This is a genomic window from Cupriavidus sp. KB_39, assembly GCF_052114485.1.
In the GTDB taxonomy this organism is placed as follows: Bacteria; Pseudomonadota; Gammaproteobacteria; order Burkholderiales; family Burkholderiaceae; genus Cupriavidus.
In genome coordinates, this window is record NZ_JBFREV010000007.1 from 165,231 (window position 1) to 188,940 (window position 23,710).

Annotated in this window: 18 protein-coding genes; 7 read left to right on the forward strand and 11 right to left on the reverse strand. The window is 67.5% G+C overall.

Features of this window, described 5'->3' with window-relative positions:
• Nucleotides 1-63: 63 nt before the first annotated feature.
• From AB4Z27_RS08160 to AB4Z27_RS08170, 3 genes are all read left to right on the forward strand, one after another.
• Entirely contained in the window at nucleotides 64-1,662 is a 1,599-nt protein-coding gene (locus tag AB4Z27_RS08160) for a phospholipase D family protein (protein WP_441644208.1), read from the forward strand.
• 62 nt (nucleotides 1,663-1,724) lie between these two features.
• Nucleotides 1,725-2,060: a helix-turn-helix transcriptional regulator gene (locus AB4Z27_RS08165; protein WP_177220013.1), complete on the forward strand. Its 336-nt coding sequence runs from the start codon at nucleotides 1,725-1,727 to the stop codon at nucleotides 2,058-2,060.
• Entirely contained in the window at nucleotides 2,050-3,297 is a 1,248-nt protein-coding gene (locus AB4Z27_RS08170; protein ID WP_441591013.1) for a type II toxin-antitoxin system HipA family toxin, read from the forward strand. Before AB4Z27_RS08165 ends, AB4Z27_RS08170 begins: the two co-directional genes overlap by 11 nt.
• 36 nt (nucleotides 3,298-3,333) lie before the next feature.
• Here AB4Z27_RS08170 and AB4Z27_RS08175 read toward each other — a convergent pair whose 3' ends face one another.
• The 9 genes from AB4Z27_RS08175 to AB4Z27_RS08215 form a co-directional block, all read right to left on the reverse strand.
• Nucleotides 3,334-4,401, reverse strand: a complete 1,068-nt coding sequence (locus AB4Z27_RS08175; RefSeq protein WP_441644209.1) for a 2-aminoethylphosphonate aminotransferase — start codon at nucleotides 4,399-4,401, stop codon at nucleotides 3,334-3,336.
• Nucleotides 4,388-5,593 (reverse strand): phosphonopyruvate decarboxylase, encoded by a 1,206-nt coding sequence (gene aepY / locus AB4Z27_RS08180; RefSeq protein ID WP_092301081.1) that lies wholly within the window; start codon nucleotides 5,591-5,593, stop codon nucleotides 4,388-4,390. Before aepY ends, AB4Z27_RS08175 begins: the two co-directional genes overlap by 14 nt.
• Complete coding sequence (gene aepX, locus AB4Z27_RS08185; RefSeq protein WP_092301084.1) at nucleotides 5,590-7,287, reverse strand: phosphoenolpyruvate mutase; 1,698 nt, start codon at nucleotides 7,285-7,287, stop codon at nucleotides 5,590-5,592. The genes aepY and aepX overlap by 4 nt, the downstream gene beginning before the upstream one ends.
• The gene (locus tag AB4Z27_RS08190; RefSeq protein WP_441591011.1) at nucleotides 7,284-8,069 is read right to left on the reverse strand and encodes an NTP transferase domain-containing protein; all 786 of its coding nucleotides are present in this window, start codon (nucleotides 8,067-8,069) and stop codon (nucleotides 7,284-7,286) included. The genes aepX and AB4Z27_RS08190 overlap by 4 nt, the downstream gene beginning before the upstream one ends.
• Before the next feature lie 24 nt (nucleotides 8,070-8,093).
• Nucleotides 8,094-9,095: a flippase-like domain-containing protein gene (locus AB4Z27_RS08195; RefSeq protein ID WP_092301090.1), complete on the reverse strand. Its 1,002-nt coding sequence runs from the start codon at nucleotides 9,093-9,095 to the stop codon at nucleotides 8,094-8,096.
• The gene (locus AB4Z27_RS08200; RefSeq protein WP_092301095.1) at nucleotides 9,092-9,919 is read right to left on the reverse strand and encodes a HalD/BesD family halogenase; all 828 of its coding nucleotides are present in this window, start codon (nucleotides 9,917-9,919) and stop codon (nucleotides 9,092-9,094) included. The genes AB4Z27_RS08195 and AB4Z27_RS08200 overlap by 4 nt, the downstream gene beginning before the upstream one ends.
• Nucleotides 9,920-9,926: 7 nt before the next feature.
• Nucleotides 9,927-10,601 (reverse strand): CDP-alcohol phosphatidyltransferase family protein, encoded by a 675-nt coding sequence (locus tag AB4Z27_RS08205; protein ID WP_092301098.1) that lies wholly within the window; start codon nucleotides 10,599-10,601, stop codon nucleotides 9,927-9,929.
• 205 nt (nucleotides 10,602-10,806) lie between these two features.
• A complete protein-coding gene (locus AB4Z27_RS08210; protein WP_441644210.1) occupies nucleotides 10,807-12,069 on the reverse strand; it encodes a cytochrome-c peroxidase in 1,263 nt (420 codons plus the stop codon).
• Nucleotides 12,070-12,133: 64 nt separating this feature from the next.
• Nucleotides 12,134-13,438 (reverse strand): alkaline phosphatase family protein, encoded by a 1,305-nt coding sequence (locus AB4Z27_RS08215; protein WP_441644211.1) that lies wholly within the window; start codon nucleotides 13,436-13,438, stop codon nucleotides 12,134-12,136.
• 151 nt (nucleotides 13,439-13,589) lie between these two features.
• Between AB4Z27_RS08215 and AB4Z27_RS08220 the strand changes: the two genes are divergently transcribed.
• The 3 genes from AB4Z27_RS08220 to AB4Z27_RS08230 are packed head-to-tail and all read left to right on the forward strand — an operon-like array spanning nucleotide 13,590 to nucleotide 15,573.
• On the forward strand, nucleotides 13,590-14,213 hold the full coding sequence (locus tag AB4Z27_RS08220) for a TetR/AcrR family transcriptional regulator (RefSeq protein WP_092301320.1): 624 nt from the start codon (nucleotides 13,590-13,592) through the stop codon (nucleotides 14,211-14,213).
• A 54-nt stretch (nucleotides 14,214-14,267) separates the two neighbouring features.
• Nucleotides 14,268-14,624, forward strand: a complete 357-nt coding sequence (locus AB4Z27_RS08225) for an ArsR/SmtB family transcription factor (protein ID WP_092301107.1) — start codon at nucleotides 14,268-14,270, stop codon at nucleotides 14,622-14,624.
• Complete coding sequence (locus AB4Z27_RS08230; protein ID WP_441644212.1) at nucleotides 14,608-15,573, forward strand: SRPBCC family protein; 966 nt, start codon at nucleotides 14,608-14,610, stop codon at nucleotides 15,571-15,573. The genes AB4Z27_RS08225 and AB4Z27_RS08230 overlap by 17 nt, the downstream gene beginning before the upstream one ends.
• A 33-nt stretch (nucleotides 15,574-15,606) precedes the next feature.
• Here AB4Z27_RS08230 and AB4Z27_RS08235 read toward each other — a convergent pair whose 3' ends face one another.
• The gene (locus tag AB4Z27_RS08235) at nucleotides 15,607-17,613 is read right to left on the reverse strand and encodes an FUSC family protein (RefSeq protein ID WP_441644213.1); all 2,007 of its coding nucleotides are present in this window, start codon (nucleotides 17,611-17,613) and stop codon (nucleotides 15,607-15,609) included.
• Nucleotides 17,614-17,748: 135 nt separating this feature from the next.
• Here AB4Z27_RS08235 and AB4Z27_RS08240 point away from each other — a divergent pair, with 135 nt between their 5' ends.
• Nucleotides 17,749-18,639, forward strand: coding sequence for a LysR substrate-binding domain-containing protein (locus tag AB4Z27_RS08240; RefSeq protein WP_441644214.1), 891 nt, complete (start codon nucleotides 17,749-17,751; stop codon nucleotides 18,637-18,639).
• A 74-nt stretch (nucleotides 18,640-18,713) separates the two neighbouring features.
• Here AB4Z27_RS08240 and AB4Z27_RS08245 read toward each other — a convergent pair whose 3' ends face one another.
• Nucleotides 18,714-23,588, reverse strand: a complete 4,875-nt coding sequence (locus AB4Z27_RS08245; protein ID WP_441644215.1) for an ESPR-type extended signal peptide-containing protein — start codon at nucleotides 23,586-23,588, stop codon at nucleotides 18,714-18,716.
• Between the last annotated feature and the right edge of the window lie 122 nt (nucleotides 23,589-23,710).

Here is a 23,710-nt window from a genome sequence, read left to right on the forward strand (position 1 = left end):
GATCGCAAACGTCGATTTCGACCCACTCAATTGTTGCGGGTGGAACAATCCAGGAGCGGTCCGATGCGCGTTGCAAACTGGCTGATGGCGGCAGGAGTGATCGTGATGTCGATGCTGGGGGCGGGCTGCGCCAACCTGCCGCCGCATCCGGCCCAGCCACCGACACAGGCCCTGGCCTTGGCCGATTCCGCCGATACCGCCGATACCGCACTCGGCCGGGCACTGGCGCCGCGCCTGGCGCAGCATCACGGGGAATCGGTGTTCTATCCGCTCACCGCCGGCGCCGATGCCTTCGCCGTGCGCCTCGCGCTGGCCCGCACCGCCCAGCGCAGCCTGGACCTCCAGTACTACATCTTCGATGCCGACGACACCGGCCTGACCCTGCTCGCCGAGGTTATGGCTGCCGCCGACCGTGGCGTGCGCGTGCGGCTGCTGCTGGATGACCTCCACACGGATGGCCAGGACCAGGCGCTGGCCGCGCTGGACGCCCATCCCAACGTCGAAGTGCGCCTGTTTAATCCGTTTGCCAACCGGGGCGTGCGGATGTTCGAGTTCGCTACTGATTTCCGCCGCGTGGACCGGCGCATGCACAACAAGTCGATGACGGCGGACAACCAGCTCACCGTGGTGGGCGGCCGCAATATCGGCGATGCCTACTTCGCGGCCAAGWSCGATGTCGATTTCAGCGATCTGGACCTGCTGGCGGCCGGCCCGGTGGTGCCGCAGGTCTCGGCCGTGTTCGACGATTACTGGAATGCCGAGGCCACCTATCCGCTCGCCACCCTGGCGAMGCCCCAGTCGGACGCCGAGACCGTGGCCTTCCAGCAGCGCGTGCGCCAGTACCTGGACGACCGCAAGGTCAAGCTGCGCGCCACGCCGTACGGCAAGACCGTGCTGGAGTCCGGCGTGATCCGCGCCATCCAGCAGGAGGCRCTGCCGGCCTACTGGGGCCGCGCCACGGTCATCGCCGACCGCGCCGCCAAGGTCACGCTGCCGCCCGAGGACGATTCGACCCACGCGATTCCKGCGCTCACCAAGGTGCTGGGCAGCGCGCAGCACGACCTCACGCTGGTCTCCCCGTACTTCGTGCCCGGCGATGCCGGCATGGCGTGGCTGACCGGGCTGCAACAGCGCGGCGTGCAGGTCCACATCCTCACGAATTCGTTCGGCGCCACCGATGTCTCGGCGGTGCACGCCGGCTACGCCCCGCGCCGCGAGGCGCTGCTCCGGGCTGGYGTGTTGCTCTATGAACTCAAGCCCAGCGCCTACGCGGAAATGGCGAAGGAGAAAAAGGGGCACGGCATGGGCGGCAGCAGCCGGGCCAGCCTGCACGCCAAGACCTATATGGTCGACCGGCGCCTGCTGTTCATCGGCTCCCTCAACCTGGACCCGCGCTCGGCGCGGCTCAACACCGAGATGGGCATCGTCGTGGACAGCGCGCCGCTGTGCGACATGCTTGGCAAGCGGCTCGACGATGCCTTGCTCGACGCCGCCTACCAGGTCGTGCTGCTGCCCGACCCCCAGACCGGCAACCTCCAACTGGCCTGGATCACCCGGGAGGACGGCGTGCTGCGCACCTACACCAGCGAGCCGGACATGAGCACCTGGAAYCGTATCGGCCAAGGCTTCATGCGCCTGCTGCCGGTGGAGTCGGAGTTGTGATGACAGAGGCACATGYGTGTCTGTGCTTGCTATAACAAGCAGTAACGCCAATAATGCTTGTTATGACACGCCCGATCGCCTCGCCACTGCCCCCTGAAGTCGGATTGCGCCTCGCCGCGCTCGGCTCCCGTATCCGGGACGCCCGGCAGCATCGCAAGCTGCGCCAGGTCGATCTGGCGCAGCGCGCCGGCCTGTCCCGCTCGACCATCGAGGCCATCGAGCGCGGCAGCCCCGACACCGCCATCGGCGCCTTCGCCCGCGCCCTCTGGGTCATGGGCCTCGACCGCGAACTGGACGTCGTGGCCGACGCCGCGTTCGACCAGGAAGGCGCCGCACTCGAATACCAGCCCGGCGAGCGCCGCGTGCGCATTCGAAGGGCACTCGACAATGACTTCTGAAATCTGGGTCTGGGCCTGGCTGCCGGGTGACACCGAGCCCACGCTGGCCGGCCGCTTCCGCCACACGAAACTGCCCGGCGGCGGCACGCCGCGGTATCGTGGCGAGTTCGTCTACGGCCGCTCCTATCTGACCAACCCGGACGCGCTCGCACTGGACCCGGTGCAACTGCGGCTGGTGGACCGCGTCTACGAAACCACGGCGCTGGAAGGTGTCTTCGGCCCGATGCGCGATGCGATGCCTGACGACTGGGGCCGCTATGTCATCGACCGGCTCTTCGGCCCGCCGGCCGACCTGACGGGCTATCTGCTGCGCGGCGAGGGCGACTCGATCGGCAATCTGGGTTTCAGCACCTCGCGGGAGATCCCGCCTAAGACCTATTCGCTGCCCGGCTACGACATCCTGCCGCTGACGCGCGGGGTGCTCCGGGGCTTGCAGGAGCGCCGGCATGTCGATCCGGCGCTGGTTGGGCTGGTGCGCCCGAACACCAATCTGGGCGGCGCACGCCCGAAGATGACAATCGGGCATGAGGGCAAGCAGTGGATCGCGAAGTACCCGACGCAGGAAGACCATGGCGCGCCGATTGCCCGCGTGGAGCGGGCCATGCTGGGGCTGGCGCAAGCCTGTGGCATCCGTTCCGTCAACACCCGCGTGGTGGAGGACGATCTCCTGCTGGTGGAGCGTTTTGATCGGGCGCGCAGTGCCGATGGCACCGGCTGGCGGCGCGACGCGTTCCTGAGCGCCCAGACCGTGTTCCACGCCAATGTCGATGGGCAGGCCTACGCGTTCACAGGCAGCTACGCACGGCTGTCGCGCGAAATGGCCCGCTTCAGTGAGACGCTCGCCGCGGACCGCGTGGAGCTATTCCGGCGGATGGCCTTCAACTGCTGTATCTCCAACACGGACGACCACGAGCGCAACCACGGCTTTCTTGCCGGCGATGCGCCGGGGCTGTACACGCTCTCGCCGGCCTACGACCTGGTGCCGCGCCAGCACGCTACCCGGCGCAGGGAGCACGCGCTGGCCATTGGCGAGGAGGGTTTCGTCGCCACCCGGCAGAACATCCTGAGCGAATCCGCGGTCTTTGGCCTGACGCGCGCGCAGGCGGAGGACATCCTCGACGAGATCGCCGGGACGGTGCAGGGCCGCTGGAAACAGGGTTTGATGGACGAGGGAATCGGCGAGCAGGAAGCCGACGACTGGGCCGTCTGCTTTACCCCGCTGCCGGATTCCCTMTGATCGATTAGCCGACCGACTWGCCGACCGACTAGCCGACTARCGCTGCGTCAGCGCCTTGAAGCCGTCCACCAGCCGGTCGATGTCGGCCGGGGTGATCGCGCCCATGGTGGAGATGCGGAACAGTTGCGCGGACAGGCCGCCCTGGCCGGCGTAGATCACGAAGCCGCGCGCCTTCAGGCCGTCGTGAAGTTGCTCGTACGTCACGCCTTGCGGCAGTTTGTACGCGCGCAGCACCACGGACGACTGGGTGGCGGGCCACAGCGGTTCGATGCCGAGTGCCGCCAGCCCTGCGCGGGCCTGTTCGGCCAGTGCGGCGTAGCGCTGATGCCGTGCCTGCCAACCGCCTTCTTCCTCGTGCTCGCGCAGCGCTTCCACCAGCGCGTAGTACGCGTGCACGGACGGCGTGAACGGCGTGTTGCGCTGGTCCTGGAGCTTGGCCAGACGGCCGATGTCCAGGTAGTAGGTGCGGCTGGCCGCCTGCGCCAGCGCGCTGCGCCGGGCGATGACGAAGGCCGCGCCGGGCACGCCGTGCAGGCACTTGTTGGCCGTGGCGGACACGGCGTCGATGCTGCCGCCGAAATCGATGGCCTCCGCGCCGAAGCTGCTCACCGCATCCACCAGCAGGCGCACGCCGTGTTCCTGGCAGAGCCGGTCCACGGCGGCGATGTCGTTGAGCCGCCCGGTGGTGGTCTCGTGATGGATCACCGCCACGTGCGTGATCGCCTTGTCAGCCTTGAGGGCGGCGGCGATACGGTCGAGGTCGGGCGCGTCCATCCAGTCGTGCTTCACCAGCGTGTGCGCGATGCGGTACTGCGYGGCGATCTGCGCGATGCGCTCGCCATAGACGCCGTTCTGCACGATCAGCAGCTTGCCCTGCTCGGGGACGAGGCCGGCGATCATGCTTTCCAGCGCGGCGGTGCCCGAGCCCGTCATCAGCACGGTGGACCATGCGGCGGCGTCGAGCGCGTAGATCTTCAGCAGCCGCGCGCGGGCTTCGTCCTGAAGGTCGAAGAACTCGCTTTCGCGGTGGCACAGGTCGGTTTGCAGCAGGCTCTGGCGCACACGCTCGGAGAGCGTGACGGGGCCCGGGTTAAGCAGCAGCATGGTCGGTGCCTTGGCTTGTGCCTTGATCGGCGCCGATCTGGCGGCCGAGGCGGGTCTTGACTTCCACCGGCGTCACGGTCGGGCGCGGCAGGCCGTCCGGCGTGCCGGCGCGGGTTTGCAGGCAGACGAAGGTCGGGCCGGCCTTGGCCGTGGCGGCGCCTTGCAGGACCTGGTCGAGCAGGTCGAGGTGATCGCCCTCGGCTGCCGACGCGTAGCCGCATGCAGCCGCCACCGAGGCGAACGACACGTTGTGCGACACCGTCGACTGGCCGCCCGTGGAGTCGTGCGCGTTGTTGTCCAGCAGCACATGCGTGAGGTTGGCCGGGCCGTAGGCGCCCAGCGTGGCGAACACGCCCATGCGCATCAGCGCGGCGCCGTCGCCATCGATGGCCACCACGCGCAGGTCCGGGCGCGCCAGCGCGAGGCCGAGCGCGAACGGCGTGAGGCAGCCCATCGAGCCGACCATATAGAGCTGGTTCGGCCGATCATCGAGCGCATAAAGCTCACGACCGCAAAAGCCGGTGGAGGCCAGCACCACGGTGCCGTCGACCGGCGTATGGGCGATCACGCGGGCCAGTGCGTCGCGGCGGCTCGGCAGTTCGGCGGCCGGCACGTTGCGGCGCGACACCTGCGGCGTGGCCTTGGGCCGTGCCTGCGGCGGCGTCTGGGCCGTCAGCGGATAGGGCGCCACGCTGCCTTTCTGCATGACCAGCGCGTAGGGCCGGCCGGTGGCGTCCATATGGGCCACGGCGCGGTCCAGCGCGGGGCCGACATCGGCTGGCTCGGTCGGGAACAGCTCCCATGGAATTTCCATGGTTTCCAGCATGGCCGGCGTGACCGGGCCCATCAGCGCGTGCTGGGGCTCGTCATGCACGCCGGGCTGGCCGCGCCACGTCACGATCAGCAACTGCGGCAGGCGGAACGTCCACGTCAGCGAGGTCAGCGGGCTGACGGCATTGCCGAGGCCCGAGTTCTGCATCATCGTCACGCCGCGCACGCCGTTTTGCGCGCCTTGCGTCACGCCGGCGATAAAGGCCACGGCATCGCCCTCATTGGCCGCCGACACGTAATGCAGCGAGTTGTCCTGCACCACGTAGTTGATGAACGGCGTCAGGTACGAGCAGGGCACGCCTGCATACCATTGGAAGCCGCGCGCGCGCGCGGCTTCCACGAACTGGACCGCCTCGATCATCGGGCSGCCTCGCCGTCGGCGTTGCCGAGTGCGTASGGCGTCTGCGTATGGGCGAAGTCRCCGGCACGGCGGAAATCGTCCAGATCGTTCACACCGCGCCAGTGGCCGTGCACGTACTTGACCTCGACCTTCTCGCCGGCTTCGACCAGCGCGTTGAGCAGGTCGGGCAGGTCGAGCTGGTCGAAGTCAGGCCGCTCGCGCAGCTTGGCCAGCAGCGCCTGCAGCTTGGCGCGGCCTTCGCCACGCACGCTGAACAGGCCGATCCAGCGGCCATTGGGCTGGGCTTCGCCGGCGGCGGGCAGGGTGTCCGAGACCTTCTTCAGGGTGATGGTCTGGCCGAACAGGTCGCGGTCGTCGCCGCCCGAGCACCAGGCGAAGTCGCGCACGCTCTGGTTCGACGGTGCGGTCTGCGAGGAATCCACCACCACGCTGAACGGGGCGTCGGATTCGAGCAGGTCGCGCAGGATGTAGCTGCGGAACAGCAGGTCGCCGTAGGCGATCACGGTGTCGGTCTGCATGGCATCGGCCGCGCAGGCCAGCGAGGCCAGTTCGCCGGTCTGGGCGTGGCGCTCGTTGACCGCCAGCTTGATGCCGGCCGTGTCGATGGCCTGCGCCTGGTAGCCGCCCACCACGGTGATGTCGTTGATGCCTTGCTTCTTGAAGCCATCGACCAGCCAGCGCAGCAGCGGCTTGCCGGCCACCGGCAGCATGATCTTGGGCTTGTCTTCGGTCAGCGCCTCCAGGCCCTTGCCACGGCCAGCCGCCAGCACCACGGCGGCGCCCGGCACCTGCGCGCCGGACAGGTAGATCTTCTCGGCGGCCGAGTACTCGTCGGCGTCCTGCAGGCGGAAGATCTCGTTGACGGAGGCRATGCGGTCTTCCACGTTCACCAGCGTTTCGCTGTCGTGGATTTCGCGGGCCACGGCCTGCATTGACGAGGCCGCTACGCGCACCAGGTGGTTGGCCCAGATCACGAGGCTGATGCCCGCCTTGCGGAAGGCCTCGGTCGGCGTGCTGTAGTACTTCGTCGGCACGATGACCAGCGGACCCCGGCCYGCCCATTCGCGCGCGAAGGTCAGGATCTCGTCCGGCTTGGACAGCTTGCTGTGGATCAGGATGGCGTCGGCGCCGGCCTGACGGTAGGCCTCGGCGCGGCGCAGGGCTTCTTCCATGCCCCAGCCGGCGATCAGGGCTTCCACGCGGGCGACGATCGAGAAATTGTCGTCGGTCTGCGAGTCCTTGCCGGCCTTGATCTTGCCGCAGAATTCGTCGATTTCCGCCAGCGGCTGGCGCTCGCCGTCGATGAAGCTGTTGGTCTTCGGGAACTGCTTGTCCTCGATGCAGACGCCGGCAATGCCGCGCTGCTCGAGCTTGCGCACCAGACGGCGCACATTGTTGAAGTTGCCGTAGCCGGTGTCGCCGTCGAGCAGGATCGGCAGGTCGCTGGCATCGGCCATGAACTCGAGGTTGTCCACCACCTGAGTCCAGCTGGCCTCGTTGTTGTCACGCACGCCGAACTGGGCCGAAATGGCCAGCCCGGAGGCCCAGATGCCCTTGAAGCCGGCCTCGCGCACGATGCGCGCGGACAGCCCGTTGTGGGCTTCCATGATGAATTCGAGCTGGTTGGACACCAGCATCTGGCGCAGACGGGCGGCGCGGGAGGTGGCGAGCAGGTTCGGGTCGATGGCGTTCATTGTGCGAATCCCACGATGGGCAGAAGTTGGGGCAGGACTTCATTGGCGGCGCGTTCGACGTCGCCGGGGAAATCGATCTCGATCCACGGCGCGCCGGTTACGTCGGCCGTGTCGAACTGGTGGCTACGCTGGGCCAGCGACTCGAGCAGCAGGTCGCGGACGGCTTCCTCGTGCGGCATGTTGGCGCGGCCCGAATCGACGTAACCCTTGACGATCTCGGCCAGCCGGCGTGCCGTGTGTTCCTGGAATCGGAAAAATCCTACGGATTCGCCGATGGTGTCGTACTGGAGGTCGGCCATCAGCTGCTTGCGCAGCTCTACCGGCACGCCGTCGCGCAGGCAGAGCTTGACGGGCTCGTCGCCGGCCTCGAAATCGCGGTCGATCAGCAGGCGGTTGACCGTCTCGCCGGCCACCAGTGCGTTGAGAATGCGCTCATCGTAGAGCACGTCGGCGTCCATCAGCAGGACGTCGCCGCCGCGCGTGAGGGCGTCCGCCACGGTGTGCACGGTCAGCACGCTGCCGAGGTCGAAGCGCGGGTTCAGCACGATTTCCACGGGCGGGTGACCGGCCGGGCGCTCGATCTGGGCCAGTTCGGCTTGCACTTGAGTGGGCTCGAAGCCCAGCGCCAGCACAACTTCCGTGACGCCGGCCGCGTCGAGCATGCGCAGGTGGCGCTCGAGCAGGGTGATGCCGTCAAAGCGCAGCAGGCACTTCGGAAACTGCTTGCCCGGCTGTTGCTGAAGCCGCAGGCCCAGGCCCGCGGCGAGAATGATTGCTCGCATTATTGTCTTTTCACCTTGCTTGAGTTATTCGGAGCCCTGCCACGCGGCCTGCCGGGTGCGCCGGCGCTGGTATCGACGCTCGCTGTGATGCAGGTAGAGCAGCCCCGGAATGCCGAGCACGAGTTCGCGCACGCGCTTGGCCAGCGACATCGCCAGCGCGGCATCGGGCGGCAGGCCCACCAGCGGCGCCAGCAGCAGATAGCCGCCTTCCTGCGCGCCGAGCGAGCCGGGAATGGCGAACGCCGCGCCACGAATCGCCTGACCCACGCTCTCCAGCAGCAACGCCTCGTGCCAGCTCACCGGATGGCCCAGGAAGTAAAGAATCAGCCAGACCTCGCCGGTGCCAACGATCCAGCCGGCCAGATTCAGCATGAAGCTGGCGGCTACCTTGCGGCGGTCGCGGTAGAGGGCGCGGATGGCCTCGTCCACGGCATCGGCGCGCAACGCCAGATCATCCCAGTTGCGCTTGCCGAACACGCGCGCGGCCACGCGCATCACCCGGCCGAACATGCCGCGCCGCTGGAGGATGCAGAAGGCCAGCACGCACAGGGCGAGGACCACCGTCACGGCGATGATCGGCGTGCGCTGGTCGGAGAGGTTGCCTTGCGCACCGAACAGCAGAATGCCGAGCAGTGCGAACAGCATTTGGGAGAGCGCCTGCGTGGTCGTGCTGACGGTGATGGCCGCGGCGGCGTCGCGCATGCGGGCGCCATGATGGGCGAGGTAGCGCACCATCAGCACCGGGCCGCCGATCTGGCCAGCCGGCAGCAGGCTGTTGACCGACTCGCCGGCCCAGCGCGCACGCAGCGCGGTGCAGAACGAGCCATGGTGCGCGGTGCGGTCCACCAGCACGGCGATGGCGGCGGCGTCCAGCGCCAGCGGTACCACGTGGAACGCGGCGACCACGGCCAGGCCCCAGCCGGCCGACATCAGCGTGGTCGTGACCGCGCCAAAGCCYTGCCAYGCCAACAGCGCGACAAACAGCGCCGCGCCAATCGTCAGCAGAATAAATGCGGCACGCGTCACTTGCCAGACTTCCCGCCTGATAGCAGGCGCTTGAAGACCTGCCGGAAGCCGAAATAGGCCACCGCGTCTTTCATATTGGAGATAAAGCGCAGCCACGGCCGCATGCCCGGATCGGTCACGTATTCGAAGGTCAGCGACACGCGGATCTCGTTCGGGCCGGCCGGGGTGATGCGGTGGCGCAGCTTGTCGCCATCGAACAGCACGATGCCGCCCGGCGGAATCTGCACCGCGCCCGGTTCGTCGGGCACCTCGGGGTTGCGGGTGTGGAGTTCGTATTCGAGCCGGCACGAGGACTCGTCCAGCACGCCGATCAGCAGCGTGTAGCGCCGGCCGTCGTAATAGGAGGTGTCGTAGTGCCAGCCGATATGGTCGCCCGGGCGCGTGTAGTAATAGAGCGCGTAGGCGTGCGGGTCGGTGGGCGGGCAGACCTGGAGCTTGTCGCCGGTGACCTGTTCAAGCCAATGAATCAGTGCGGGCGATCGATAGAGTTCGGCAATGAAGGGCGCCTGCTCGTCGATGGTGTGCCGGCTGACGCTGCCACCCTGCTTGTGGCCGGGCAGGTAGTTGCGGTTCAGCCCCGGCTGGAGCGCGCGGGCCAGCGCCTCCAGCTCGGCGCACTGCTCGGGCGGCAGGAATGTGTCGAGGTAGAGGAACGCGCCCTGGCGGTCGAAGTCGGCGCGCAGCGCGGGCGTGTCCAGCCCGGCCGCCGCGCGTGCCACGGCGGCATCCGGGTGGCCCGCATGACGCGGAGGCGGCGCGGGAGCGTCGATGACTGGATCGAGCGGGGAATCGAGCGCRATGTCGCGGGTAGCCTGTTCCGTCATGGCTGCCTCAATGTTTCGTTGGGGTGCCGACCGCCTGGGGGCGCCGCATGACGCGCCAGTAGTCGATGATCACAAGCAGGGCAAACAGCGGCGCGCCAACCGAGGCCAGCGCCAGGAACGGTCCGATGCTGCTGGTCAGCGTGACCAGCGGCAACAGGTACAGCACGTCCTCGGTCTCGAACCCGGCGGCGGAAGCCTGCTTGGTGCCACTCTTGCCAACCCGCGATTCTATACGCATGCGCAGGAAGAAGATCAGGGCCACCGCCAGCCCGGCCACGGTGCCGCGGCCCACGGGGCCGATCGCCTCGGTGGTCGCGGGCGCGGTCGCGCCAATCGCCATGCCCATGCTGACGAACAACAACACGGTAATCAGGGCGTCGCTGGCCAGATCGTAGAAATGCCCGATCTTGCTGCCTTTGCCGCTGATTCGCGCCAGTTCGCCATCGGTGTGATCGATGAAGTTGGACAGCACGACCAGCAGGGCGCCGTAGTTGGTCCACGCGTAACCCCCCTGCGCCAGRCAGGCAACGCCGGCCAGCCCGATRAGCAGGCGCAGCGTGGTCAGGTGGTTCGGGGTGACTCGGGTATTCCGGAGGGGCCGCACAAGGCGGCGGGCAAGGCGGGCATCCCAGGTGGGCGGCATGGGCGGCTCATCCGGGAAATTCGGGGATTTCTGGTTCATCCGTCAACAATCTGGAACGCGTCCCGGCGCGGAGGGGCCGGGCGATGCGCAACACTACGCCGGTGGCGCGGGAATGACAAGCGCACCAGAATACGCCTTTTTGCGGGACGGCGCACTGAGGACGGGCCCGCCGGGCGCTGGGGGCAGCACCTGCAATGTGGCGCTGGCGCCGCCCCGGGGCGGACGATGGCGGGCGAAAAGCGGGCTAGGGCCGGAAGCCGTCGTCGAGGGTGCGCAGGAACGCCACCACGTCGCGGATCTCTCGGTCGTCCAGCGCCGGGCGGGCACCGGGCTTGCGGTCCATCGGCGGGTCGAAGTCGTCGATATTCTGGCGCAGCGCGGGCGGCAGGTCGTCGTAGGCCACGGTGCGGCCACGCGCATCGCGCCCATACCATTTGGCCGGTTTCAGGTCGCGCTCGACATAGAAGCGCACCACGTCTTCCAGATTGTGGAAGCGTCCGTTGTGGAACCACGCGCCGCGCTGCGCCGTGTTGCGCAGCGTGGGGGTCTTGAACATGCCGCAGTAGCCCTGCTGGGCGGCCTGGTCGGTGCGCTTCGGGCCGCACAGGCCGAGGTCGTAATACTGCGGATTGGCGTTGGCGGCGATCTCCGGGTTGCGCGGCACGCCGAGCGCGGCGAACTGGTAATCGGTCAGCAGCGGATGGGAGCCGTCGGCGCCCTTGTCGATGCGATGGCAGGCCGCGCAGTTGCCTTTCGCCGGGTCCGAGAACAGCCGCAAACCGCGTGTCTCGGCGGCRCTGAGGGTGGTTTCGCCATCGAGGAAGGCGTCGAATTTGCTGTTGTAGCGATGGAAGCTGGGGTCGTCGAGCTGGAAGCGCTCGAGGGCCTGGGTGGCGGCATCGAAGGCGCGCTGGGGATCGTCGAACACATTGGCGCCGAAGGCGGCGCGGAAGGCGTCGCCATAGGCAGCACGTCGTAGTTTGGCTACGACGGCTTCGCGGTCCGGGTTCGCCATCTCGTCCGGATCCAGCAGCGGGCCGCCGGCCTGCTCGCGCAGGCTGTTGAAGCGGCCATCCCACATCAGGCCACCCGTGGGCGGGCTATCGGTCTCGGTCAGGCGCTCGCTGAGGCTGGCCACCTGCACCTTGTGCCAGATCGGCGTGCGATTGAGGGTGTACGCCAGAGAGGGCGTGGCGCGCTTGCCCTGGCGGGTGAGGTCCGGGCCGCCAAGCTGCACGGCCAGCGCATTGGGCGGGCCGTAGCCGTGGGCGGGATCGTGGCAACTCRCGCACGATTGCCGGCCCGAGGCAGACAGCGTGGGGTCGAAGAAAATCGCCTTGCCGAGGCTGGCCAGCGTGGCGGCGTCGGGCTTGGCGGGGGCGGGGGCTGACGCGGCGGCGGCCGGGGTGGCAACATCACGCGGCTGGCAGGCAGCCAGCAGGCTCACACACATAGCCAGCCACAGCAGGGCGCCCAGGCGGCGCGGCAATCCGGTATCGAGGGTCATGGCAACGGCAAGCCGCCGGGCGCTTGCGCAACCCGGCGGCAGTCAGTGGTCGATCAGATGACGATCAAAGGTTGGTGAAGATATCGGTGCCGAAGCTCACCAGCCCGTCCTGCGCCGCGTACCCAAGGTAGCCGCCCACCTGGAAGATGTCTTCCAGGCTCTTGAGCATCGAGTAATGGTTGTACGGCGTGGTGGACACCGTGCCCGGCTTGATGAACGGCGAGAGCAGCACGGCGCCGGTGCGGTCGCCGCCATGGCTCTGGGTGACCAGGTTGATGTCGTACGGATAGTGCGACACCGAGGCCGGGAAGCTCTGCGTGATCGGGAACGTGACGTTCGGGCCGGGTTGCTGGTTGCAGCAGGTCTGGCCGGAGAAGATCATGTTCAGCGTCGGCGGCGTGGTGGTAGTGTCGATGGCCTGCGACGAGTACGAGCTTTCATCGAAATTGATGATGATCAGGCCGTCCTGCTGGTAGGCCGGCGAAGCCATGATGATCGGCACCCACTTCTGCAGGAAGGCATCGGCCGAGACCAGCCCGCCCGGCGCGCCGTCCACGCACGGCGAGTCGTGGCCGTCGTTGCAGAGGTTGGGCGTGATGAACGTGAAGTTCGGCGTGGTGGCCACGGTCTTCAGGTCGTCGGTCAGCTTGTTCAGGTTGACCACGTTGGTCGCGCAGTCCGGCGAGTCGGTGATCGAGTGGAAGTAGGCGAACGGGTTGTGGCGCGTGGCGTACTGGTCCGCCGGCACGCCGCCGGCCGTGGCGGCCTGGGGCGACTGGGTGGCGTCCGTGGCGTTCAGCGCCGGGTGGCCGCACGTGGCGGATTCGCGGGCCGGGTCGTTGCCCATGTCCTCCATATAGCCCTTCCAGGTCAGGTTCACGGCCTTGAGCTGGTCAGGCAGCGTCTTGATMGAGGCCGGATAGACGCAGCCCGTGCCGATGGCCTGGCCGTGGTCGGCCATGCCGGTCAGCGCGAAGTCYTTGTAGACCATGCAGTCCATCTGGGTGTCGGCGGTGACCGACTGGCCGCTGATCATGGCGATGTAGTTGCCCAGGCTGACGTGGCTGGTGCCGAAGTACTGCTGGAGGTGCGCGCCCTGGGCAACCAGGGTCTTGGAGAGGTAGGGCGCCTTCGAGTCCGCCGCGAAGGTGGTGGCGTAGTTCTGGTTCTCGAGCGTGATCACGAACACGTGGCGCACCGACTGAATGGTCTTCGGCACGACCGGGGCCGGGACTTCGGCGGCAGGCGGCGTGGTGGTGGTGCTCTTGTTGTCGTCGGAACCGCAGGCGGAGACAGCCAACGCGGCCAGCGCGGCGCAGGCGGCGGCGGSCAAGGCGGCCAGCCAGCCGGCTCGGGGGAGCTTGAACATTCGGAATTTCCTTGTTGTCGTGGGTGCGCGCGCGGCCGGACCATGGGCTCTCTTGCCRCGYGCGGGCCAGATATAAACAAACTTGTATGTTTGTTTTGTGACAGTTGAGGAATCAATGGCGACGCAGGGCGATGTGGCTACAATCGCGGCCATGCCGACCCAAGCCGAGCGCAGCGCGTCCACCAGACAGGCGCTGATCGATGCCGCCACCCAGTTGTTGATCGAACAGGGCTATGCCGCCTTTGGGGAGGCGCGCGTCTGCGAAATGGCTGGCATCAGCCGCGGCTCGCTGCGGCATCAGTTCCCGGAAGGGCGCTACACGCTGCTGCCGGCGATGGTCGAGCAGCTGATCGATACCGAGGCCGCGCGCCTGGCCGCGCTCGGGCCGATGCCATCCCGCGTGCGCCTGCACCTGATGCTCCATGCGCTGGTGAACCGCCGCCAGCGCCACACCTCGCTGGCCATCCTGGAAGTCTGGATGGCCGCGCGYGGCGATACCCGGCTGGCCGAGGCCATCGGCCCGCTACTGGCCACCGTGCCGGCGCGGCTGTTCGGGCAGGGCCCGAACGACCCGTCGCAGCCGGAGTTGCTCGCGCTCCGGCTGTTCCTCCACGGCGCGACCCTCCACAGCTTTTCCGCCGACTACGACGCCGACAAGGTCGCCGATGCCGTGCAGTGGCTGATCGGCCAGCTCACGCCGCCCCCCGAACTGCCCGCCGTGCTGGCGCGCATCGCCGCGCTACAGGCGCAGCAAGCTTCTCGCCAACCCGCCTGAAGATTTATTGCTAAAGTCCTTGCTTAACTATTTGCCGTCGCTATACTAAAGCACATGCTTAACCAATCCGATCCTCTCGATATGACGTTCCAGGCGCTGGCCGACACCACGCGCCGGACCCTGCTGGTGCAACTGTCACGCGGCCCCGCGTCCGTGACCGACCTTGCCCGGCCGCTGGCGATGTCCTTGCCGGCCGTCATGCAACACCTGGCCGTGCTGGAACAGGCCGGGCTGGTGCAGTCGCAGAAGGTCGGGCGGGTACGCACGTGCCGGATGGCGCCGAACGCGCTGAGTCAGGCCGAGCAGTGGATCAGCGCCCGGCGGGCCGAGTGGGAAGGCCACTTCGACCGCCTGGGCGAATACCTGGAAACCATGAAGAAGGAGGCAACCCCCGATGGCGACGGCAACTGAAGATACGGCAACCCAATTGGCGCAACCGCGCCCACTGACGGTCTCGCGCGCGTTCAACGCACCCAAGGAACTCGTGTTCCAGGCGTGGACGTCCGCCGAGCACGTCAAGCACTGGTTCTGCCCGCAAGGGTTCACGATTCCCGAGGCCGAGGTCGAGCCCCGCGTGGGCGGCAAGTTCGACTACTGCATGCGCGCGCCGGATGGGCAGTCGCACTGGGTGCGCGGCCATTTTGTCGAGATCCTGCCGAACGCGCGGCTGGTGATCGACATGACCGTGGTCGACGGCGACGGCGCCGCACTGTTCAACGCCCTGACCACGGTGTCGTTCGAGAACGTCTGCGGCGGCACGCAGCTCGATGTCGAGCAGCGCTACACGCTGCTGGACCCGGTCGCCGGCAATTTCACGCGCGGCGCCGCGCAGGGCTGGGCCGAGACGCTGGACCGCCTGGAGGTGGAAGTGGCCCGTATGGCCGATGCGCCGCCCGCCGAGCGCTCGGTGGTGCACGGCATCTTCCGCATCGAGCGSACCTTCAAGGCCACGCCGGCGSAGGTSTTCCGSGCGCTGACCGACCCSAAGGCCAAGGCGCAATGGTTCCGGGGTGGCGATGGCTATCAGGAACTGGCGCGGACCATGGATGCCCGCCCCGGTGGCCGCGAGCACCTGAAGGGCRGCTGGGCCAACGGGCTGGTCTCGACCTTCGATGCCATTTATTACGATGTGGTGCCCGGCGAGCGTCTGGTCTACGCCTACGAGATGCATATGGGCGAGCGCAAGATTTCCGTCTCGCTGGCCACCTTCGAGATGAAGCCGGTCGACGATGGCACGCGGCTCGTCATGACGGAGCAGGGCGCTTTTCTCGATGGCTATGACGATGCGGGTTCGCGGGAGCATGGCTCAGGGCTGCTGCTCGACGCGCTGGCGCAGTATCTGGCGGGGGCGGTTGTGTGAAGGGGTTTTCTCTCGCACGCTTTCTCGATGCGATCACGCATCTTGAGCCGCCTGCCCTCTCCCCCGCCCCGCTCCCGGAGGGAGAGGGGAGCACCCCCTCGGCCTGTCAACGGACGGCGGTTTGCTCCCCTCGCCCGCTTGCGGGAGAGGGGCCGGGGGAGAGGGATTGCGCGGAATGCGCGATATCACCTCGTCCTCACCGTGGACAAGCGTCACGCGTAACACCACCAGCGCGCTGATTACGGCAGCGTTGTCACGTACATCCGCAACCGCGCCGAGGGCTTCCCTGATCCGAGCCGATAACTGCGCCGGCGCTGGCACCGCCTCGCCCGTCCGCAGCCGTCCGCGATAGTGCCGCGCCACCCCGCTCAACACGCGCCGCACGGGTTTGCGCGCGGCGGGCGGCAAGGTCGGCAGCGCCTGCTGCAGCGTCAGCGTGCAATGGCCCACCTGCAATTCCGTAAAGCCGTCCGAGGCCAGCCGGTCCGCGCTGGCACCGAGGCGCGGCATCAGTTGCCCGAAGCGGTCCAGCATGCGCGCGCCCACCGGCGCGGGGTCGCCGCGCCACGTGGCGGCCTGCGCCAGATCCTGCCAGCTCGCGCGGATCAGCCGGTGCGCGGCCACATGCGCCCCGAACGGCCGCGCGAGCGTCGCCCAGAGCGGCGCGAACAGCATCGCCGCCGCGTTCGCCAGACTCGTGTTGAAGGCGCCGAGCAGGTTGGCATCGTAAATACTCTGGATATTGGCGAACGAGGCCGTGTTGACCGACAGCAGCATCGCAATCAACTGGAAGCCGGGCCGCGCGATCAGCAGGCCGATGCCGAGGTAGGGCAGGGCGAGCATGCCGACCAGCGCCTCGAAGGTCTGCGCGTGCGGCACGACCAGAAACAGGTAGTACGACGCCACGCCCAGGCACGCCAGGCTCCAACGCGCGAACACCGGCGTCACGCGGCGCGGTTCGTCGAGGGTGGCGAAGAAGCAGCACGCGATGGCCGCCACCGCCACCGGTCCGCCCCCATCCTCCCATCCGGAAAACATCCAGATCAGCCCCGCGCAGAACACGGCCAGACCCGTGGAGGCCGCGCCGAACAGCAGCATGCCGTGATCGTGATAGCGGCTTGCCGTGGGGCTTTCTGACGGGGCGATGCGCGCCGAGGCTGGCGGGACGGCTTGCGTGGGACGGTCGCCGATGCCGTGCTGGAGGGCGTCGCAGGTGGCTAGCAAGTCGTCCATCCGGCCGCGCAGGAAATCGGCCGTGTCTTGCAGGGCGSGGTTGGCGTGCGGCGCGCGCGGTTTGGCCCGTAGCACGCTGTCCAGCGCGGMGAGCGTGGGCATCAGCCGCGACATGGTCTCGCGCAGCGCCCGCGCGTGGTGCAGCGTGTGCCGGCTCTCGGTATCGAACGACAGGTGCGCGATCATCTGGTCCAGCGCGAGCATGTCCGCCGCCAGCCGGTGGCGGCTGGCGCTGGCGTGCGGGTCGGCAGCGAGGATGTCGGCCGMCCAGGCCCGGGCATCGCGAATCCACTCCCCGGCGCGCTCGCGCAGCGCCGGCGCCACCTTGGCCGGCAGCACGATCGCCCCGACCAGCCCCGCGCAGACGATGCCGATGACAATCTCCTCGATGCGCGCCACCGCCACATCGAAAATCTCCCCCGGATGGCTCACGGCCGGCAGCGCCACGATGGGCAGCGTGTAGGCGGCCAGCAGGAACACATAGCTGCGCGGGCCGCGCTCCAGCAGCGAGAGGTAGACCAGCCCCGTGATCCACAGCGCAATGGCGCCCGTCAGCACAATCGGCATATTGACCAGCGCGGGCACCGTGACCACGGCGGCGGTGGCGCCCAGCACCGTACCGGTCACGCGATAGGCAGCCTTGGAGCGCGTGGCGCCCGTGAGCGGATGCGAGACGAAGTAGACCGTGGCCATGGCCCAGTAGGGGCGCGGCAGGCCGAAGGACAGGGCGATATAGAGCGCCAGCATCGCGGCCGCGAATGCCTTCAGCGAGAACAGCCACTGTCGGGCATGCGGCCAGCCAGCCATGATGGGAATCGTCCGGGGGCGGAAGTGTGTGGGAGCGTTGCGGGGCAGTGTAGCGAACTGGCGATCATTCCCTGCATGATTTAAAATTCGTCGATCCAGTCGGAATTTTCATATCAATCGATCCCGGGGAATGCCATGCCCATCGACATCCGCGCGCTGCGCTACTTCGTGGAAACCGCGCGGCTCAAGAGCTTCACGCAGGCGGCGGCGTCGCTGTACGTCACCCAGTCCACCATCAGCAAGATGGTGCGTCAGCTGGAGGACGAGGTGGGCCAGCCGCTGTTGATCCGCGAAGGCAAGTCCGTGCGGCTGACCGATGTGGGCCGGGTGGTCTACGACCGTGGGCAGGAGGCGCTTGGCGTGGTGCATCGGCTGACGCTGGAAGTGGCGGATCTGTCGTCACTCGGGCGCGGGCAGCTGACCGTGGGCCTGCCGCCGATGGTCAACCTGTTCTTCTCGCCTGCGGTCAGCGCGTTCCGTCAGCGGTATCCGAATCTCGAACTGACCTTGTCCGAGCATGGCGGGCAGGTGGTCGAGCAACAAGTGGCGAATGGCGAACTTGAAGTGGGCGCCACGGTGCTGCCCGGCGACAGCGGGCTGGATCTCGCCACGCGCGAGTTCGCGCGGTATCCGATCTGGGTGGTCGGCCCGCGCGGCGCGCCTTGGGCGGGYGGCCGGACGGTGAAGCTSGAYGCGCTGCGCGAGACGCCGCTGGTGCTGCTGACCGACGAGTTCTCGCTGACCCGCAAGCTGCGCCAGGCGTTTGCCACGGCCCGCATGGCGCCGCGCGTGGTGGCGCAGAGCGGCCATTGGGACTTCCTGGTGTCGATGGCGGCCGCGGGCCTTGGCACCACCTTTCTGCCTGAACCGCTGCTGGCGCGGCTGGATGCCGCCGACACCCTCGCCATGGCCCGGCTGACCGAGCCGACCATGGACTGGGCGATGGCCCACGTCTGGCCGCCGGGCCGCTACCTGTCTCACGCGGCGCGCGCGTGGCTGGCGGTCTGCGAAGAGGTGATCGGGTAATCAGGTAAACGAAAAAAAGCCGGGCAAGGCGCCCGGCCGAAGTCACCGCATGGAGAGGCGGATTCGGATCCGTCTTAGAACTGCTTGACCACCTTGAACATCACGCCGTAGTCCTTCACGCCGTCCTGGTCGGCCGTGTAGCCGTTGGCGGACAGGTTGAGCAGGTTCTTGGCGTAGCCCACGCTGACSGTGCTGTTGTAGTTGAAGCGGCTGCGCTGGGTGGCATCCGGCAGCGCGAAGCGCGCATCCGGGGCACCAGCCAGGCTGGCCTGGCGCTGGCCGGCGCCRTAGAACAGGTTCGGCCCGCCCTGCAGGCGCAMGCTGGCGTTCAGGCCGTTSGCGTGCTGATAGCCCAGCTTCACACCGCCGATGGCGTCCATCGCCGTGGTGGTGGCGCCCGAGACGTTGAGGTTGTAGGCCCCGGCGCCTTGCTCGTTCACCGCGTGGTCGCGGGTCTGGCGCATGTCCAGGCCCATCATCGGCGTGACGGTGAAGCCCTTCGCCACTTCCACCGGCTTGCCCACCACGAAGTTGGCGCGGTACTTGTCCTGGCCGTTCTTCGAGGAAGCGGTCTCGTTGACGCTGCCGTAGTTGAGCGAGCGGCTCGATTCCAGCCGATGTTGCTCGAACTGCAGGTCACCGGAGAGTTCCAGCCCGGCGGCGATCGGGTTGACGTACTGCACGCCGGCGAACTGGCTCACCCCCGAGAGGCCGTTGCTGGCGGCGGCGTTGGAGCCGGCGTCGATGCTGGCCAGGTTGGCCACGCCGTAGCGCACGGCCACCTTGCCCTGGTCGCCCACGCTGAAGCGCGAGGACAGCACGGCCATGTCGTACTCGGAGCCAGCCAGGCGGGCGCCGGGGGTGCCACGGGTGACCATGTTGAAGCCCAGGCCGCTCGGGGTTTCCTTGACGTTGTCGGCCAGCACGTTGAAGCGGTTGCTGAGCACCTTGGCCTGGTTCATGGCCTGGCCGAAGCCCTGGCCGGTGAGCTGGCTCACGCCCTTGGTGACTTCGGCGGCGGTGGCCAGGTTCAGGCTCTGGAACACGGCGTTGTTGGAGTAGGCGCCTTCGAGGGCGGCGGCGGCGTCCTTGAGCTTGGCGTCGGTCACCACGTCCTGGTAGGCGTTCTTGGTCATCGTCACGTCGATGCCCTTGGCGTCCTGGGCCGCGTTGGCGGTCCAGACGGCGCTGTCGGACTGAATGCTCTGGGCGCCGGTGATATCASTGCCCTGGAACACGTTGTCGAAGGTGACCGCCTTGGCGGCGGTGCCGGCGGCGAAGGCGGTGTCGACCTTGACCTCGGAGACGTCCAGATGGCTGCCKCGCAGGGTGCCGGCCGTACCGTTGGCATTGGTGCCGACCTKGTAGCCGCGCAGCACCATGCGGGGCGCTTCGGCTGCCGGCGTGGGCACGGTGCCCTGCGAGGGCGCTGTGGTCTGGGCCACGATGGCCTTGTTGCTGCCCGTGATGGCCGCGGCGCTGCCCGGCGCAAAGATCGCACAGCCGGTGTCGCACTCGAGGTTCACGGTGCCGTTGTTGACGACCTTGCCATTGCCGCCGAAGGCGTACGAATTGTTGGCGTAGACGTTGATGACGCCCGTGGTGTTGTTGTAGATCTGGTTCGCGGTGTTGGTGCCCTTGATGCCGACCAGACCGGTGCCGTTCGTGCCGTCCGCCTTGCCGGCTTCGGTGCCGACGTTGAGGGTGCCGGCATTGATGATGTGGGTGGTGTAACCCGAATTGACGCCCAGGATGCCCACCGCCCCGTTGCCCTGCACATTGATCGTGCCTTCGTTGCCGAAACTGGTGGCGCGGCCCATGCTGATCAGTGCCTTCTCGGTGCCGTTCATCATGCCGTTGATCACGCCCGTCGAACGGTTGACCAGCCAGTTGTTCGGATTGGCGGTCGCGTCGCCATTGGCGGTCTTGAGGGCGCTGTAGCCGTCGGTGGCCGTGATCGTGCCGGCGTTGTTGAACGGCTGGCCCCCAGGCAGGGAGCTGATGTTGACCAGCGTGCCAGTGCCCGGCGCCGTATTGCGCAGGGTGCCGCCCTGTTGATTGAAGACGTTGAGGCGGCCCTGGATGGCATTGCCCGCGTTCACCGTCCAGTTGCCGGTATTGACGATGTTGTTGGTATAGGACGCCGCCGTTGCGCTGCCGTGGAAGTTGCCTTCGTTAAACAAGGTGGCGTTCGAAGCGAGCGTCAGCAGTCCCACATTCATCGTGGCACCGGCCCGGTTGTACCCCGTGCCGCTCCGCACCGCGCCGGCCGCCAGCGTGCCCTTGTTCTCGAAGGAAGCCAGCGTCAGCGAGTTCGACGGCGACGAGAAGCTGGCGCCTTGCTGGTTGAGCAGCCAACTGCTGCGCATGTCCAGCGTGGCGGCGTTGGTCACTGCGCCATAGTTGGTGAGATGGTTGGCGGCGACATAACCCAGGGGGTCATCCAGCGTAACCGACTGGCCTGTTCCGGCAATGACGCCGGCAAGTGGCGTGGCCGTGTTCGGCGTGGCCCCCATATGCGAGTCGCTCGGGTCCATGGTCTGGCCGTTGAAGTTCACGCTGCCCCGATTGACGATCAGGCTGGTGCCGTCAACGTCGAAGGCCCGGCCCGCACCGGTCTCGATGTTGATGACGCCCGTGGTGTCGTTGATGGCGGTGCCACCGTTGTAGGCGGCCATGCCGATCAACTGTCCATCGCGCGCCGTTGCGCCCTCGTCSGCGACGAGGTTGATGGCGCCTTGGTTGACAACAGTCGCACCTTTCTGGGCAACCATGCCGATGCCAGCGTTATGCATGGTGATGGTGCCTCCGGGCGCATTGGTGGCCGTGCCCAGACTGACGCGGTCGGTGCCTGCGTACATGCCGGCGCCGTAGTCGTCGGCGCGAGCAAAGGCGATATCCGACTTCGGCTGGAGGTCGATCTTGCCCTCGTTGCGCACGGCGCCCTCGATGGCACCCATGCCGTAGAGCCGGTAGCCATGGCCGGTGATCGTGCCGGTGTTGACGGCGGTGCTGCCCGCATTGCTCGCGATCATCCCCATCATGCCGCTCTGAACGGCATGATAGTTGACCCACTCCCAGTCGCCGTTGCCTTCGAGGACGGCTTCGGCATCATCGCTGTTGAGCGAGATCGTGCCGCTATTTGTTGCGCTGGCGCCTTCATAAGCGAAGAGGGCGACCGTGGAGACGTGGGTACCTGTGCCCGTGACAGGGGCATCCTCGTTCACCTTCGTCAGGTCGATCGTACCTTCGTTGTTGACCCGGCTGCCCGTGCCCCGTGCCTCGATGAAGTGGGTCTGGGTGCCAGCCTGGACATGGGCTGAATCCTTGATGTCCAGGCTGGCGCCGCTGCGGACATCGATCAGGGCCGTGCCGCCGTTGTCATACATCTCGTGGGTGCTGTACCGGCTGGTATCGGCGTTAAGGTCGCCGTTCTCCCAGATGATGCGGGCGCCGTTGCTGGCCGTGATCAGTTTCGGGGAGAACGTGCCGCTGCCCTCGATGCTGGAGTGACCCGAGATGTGCAGTTCGCTGTTGCCGTCGACGGTAACGAGCGGCGCGTAGATGCTGCTGCCTGCGGACTGCGCACTGCCGGCTGCCCCGGTCAAGGCATTTTTTTCGCCCGTCAAGGACACGCCACCATTCAGGAACACCTTGTTGGTGTTTTCTGCGCCRGCCACGTCTCCGGACACGATCACCCCGTTGAGCGACTCCGCCGCGCCACTTCCACCACGGGCAACGAAGGCTTCAATCTCTTCGCCATCGGCCACGACGTGCAATTGCCCGTTCAGAATCACGGTGTTGCTGCTCCCGGTGACGGCCAGGCCCGTGGCGGTTTCCGCAAACCGCTCGGCCGCATCGGGGGCGCTCTGGTCCTTGTCTACGGTGATGCCGCCGTGCAGCGTGATCGTATTACCGGTGCCGGCCACCTTGACGCCGGTGGCGTTACCACCGATTACCGTGACGTTTGTCGTAGCCGCGCCCTGACCGGCGCTGCCGATGACGATATGGCCGTCGTTGCCGTTCAGCTGCGCGCCGGTAGCATCGTTGCCCACCGTCATCTGTCCAATCAGGTTGACCTCGGCACGGTCGCCGTTCACGGAGACGCCCGTGGCGCCGTCCGTGATGGTGTTCTGTCCGGCGTCGGTGACGATGGCGTCGTCGCCATTGACAAGCGTCCCGATCGAACCGGTACCCGCGGTGTAAACGTTGCCGGTATTGGTAATCGTGGCGTTCGAGCCGTCGACGCGAGTCCCGGTGCCGCCTTCGGCGACCGTCACGCTGCCTTCGTTGACCACCGTTGCGCCGTCGCCGGTCACCGATGTCCCGACGGCGCCCTCGCCGGTGGCCGATACCTGGCCGGCGTTGATGATCGTGGCGTTGTCGCTCTTGACTTCCGTGCCGATCTGGCCGGCAAAGACCTGGATGTCTGTGGCATTGACGATGCGAACGCCGGGAAGCGGGGCAGGGCTGGGTGCGGGCTCGGCGTCGGGGGCGACGACCGGAGCGATCACCGGGGCGAAGTCGGGAGCGATCGCCGGGGCCGGTGCGCTGGCGTGGCTGCCGCCACCGCCATTGAGCAGGGCCGCGAGGCCGCCGAGGCCGGCGACAACGCCAGCGCCGATGATGAGCTTCTGATCGCCAGACGTCGCAGTTTCCTTGCAAGTATCGACAATCGGCAGGCCGGCGGCGTCGAGTTCGGGCTCGCAGGCGGCCGCGTCGGCCGACTGGATGTCTTGGGAAGTCGTGGGCTGGGCGAGCACGGCCGCTTCCGCGTCAATCTCGCCGGCATTGGCCATGCCTTGCATGCCCATCAGGCTTGCCGCCACGGCCAAGGCAGTCAGTGCCTTGCGCACGCTGCTGCGCTTGCCGTGGGACTTGGCGATTTCGGAAACGGCAACCCAGGTGCCAAGGGATTCGTTAAAGACTGCGCGATAGGTGGTGTTCATTTCTGCTCTCCATGAGTGTGCATGGAGGGTAGAAACGAAGCGGTCTGCGCTGAATGGTAGAAACTTTAGAAACCGGGAGACGCCGGGGGGGCCCCCCCGACCCGGTTTCGATCCGGATCTAT

Bases quoted from the DNA above. Each gene is read 5' to 3' on its own strand.
- AB4Z27_RS08165 (WP_177220013.1), top strand. From the start codon at position 1,725: ATGACACGCCCGATCGCCTCGCCACTGCCCCCTGAAGTCGGATTGCGC.
- aepY (WP_092301081.1), bottom strand. From the start codon at position 5,593: ATGATCGAGGCGGTCCAGTTCGTGGAAGCCGCGCGCGCGCGCGGCTTC.
- AB4Z27_RS08190 (WP_441591011.1), bottom strand. From the start codon at position 8,069: ATGCGAGCAATCATTCTCGCCGCGGGCCTGGGCCTGCGGCTTCAGCAA.
- AB4Z27_RS08225 (WP_092301107.1), top strand. From the start codon at position 14,268: ATGCTTAACCAATCCGATCCTCTCGATATGACGTTCCAGGCGCTGGCC.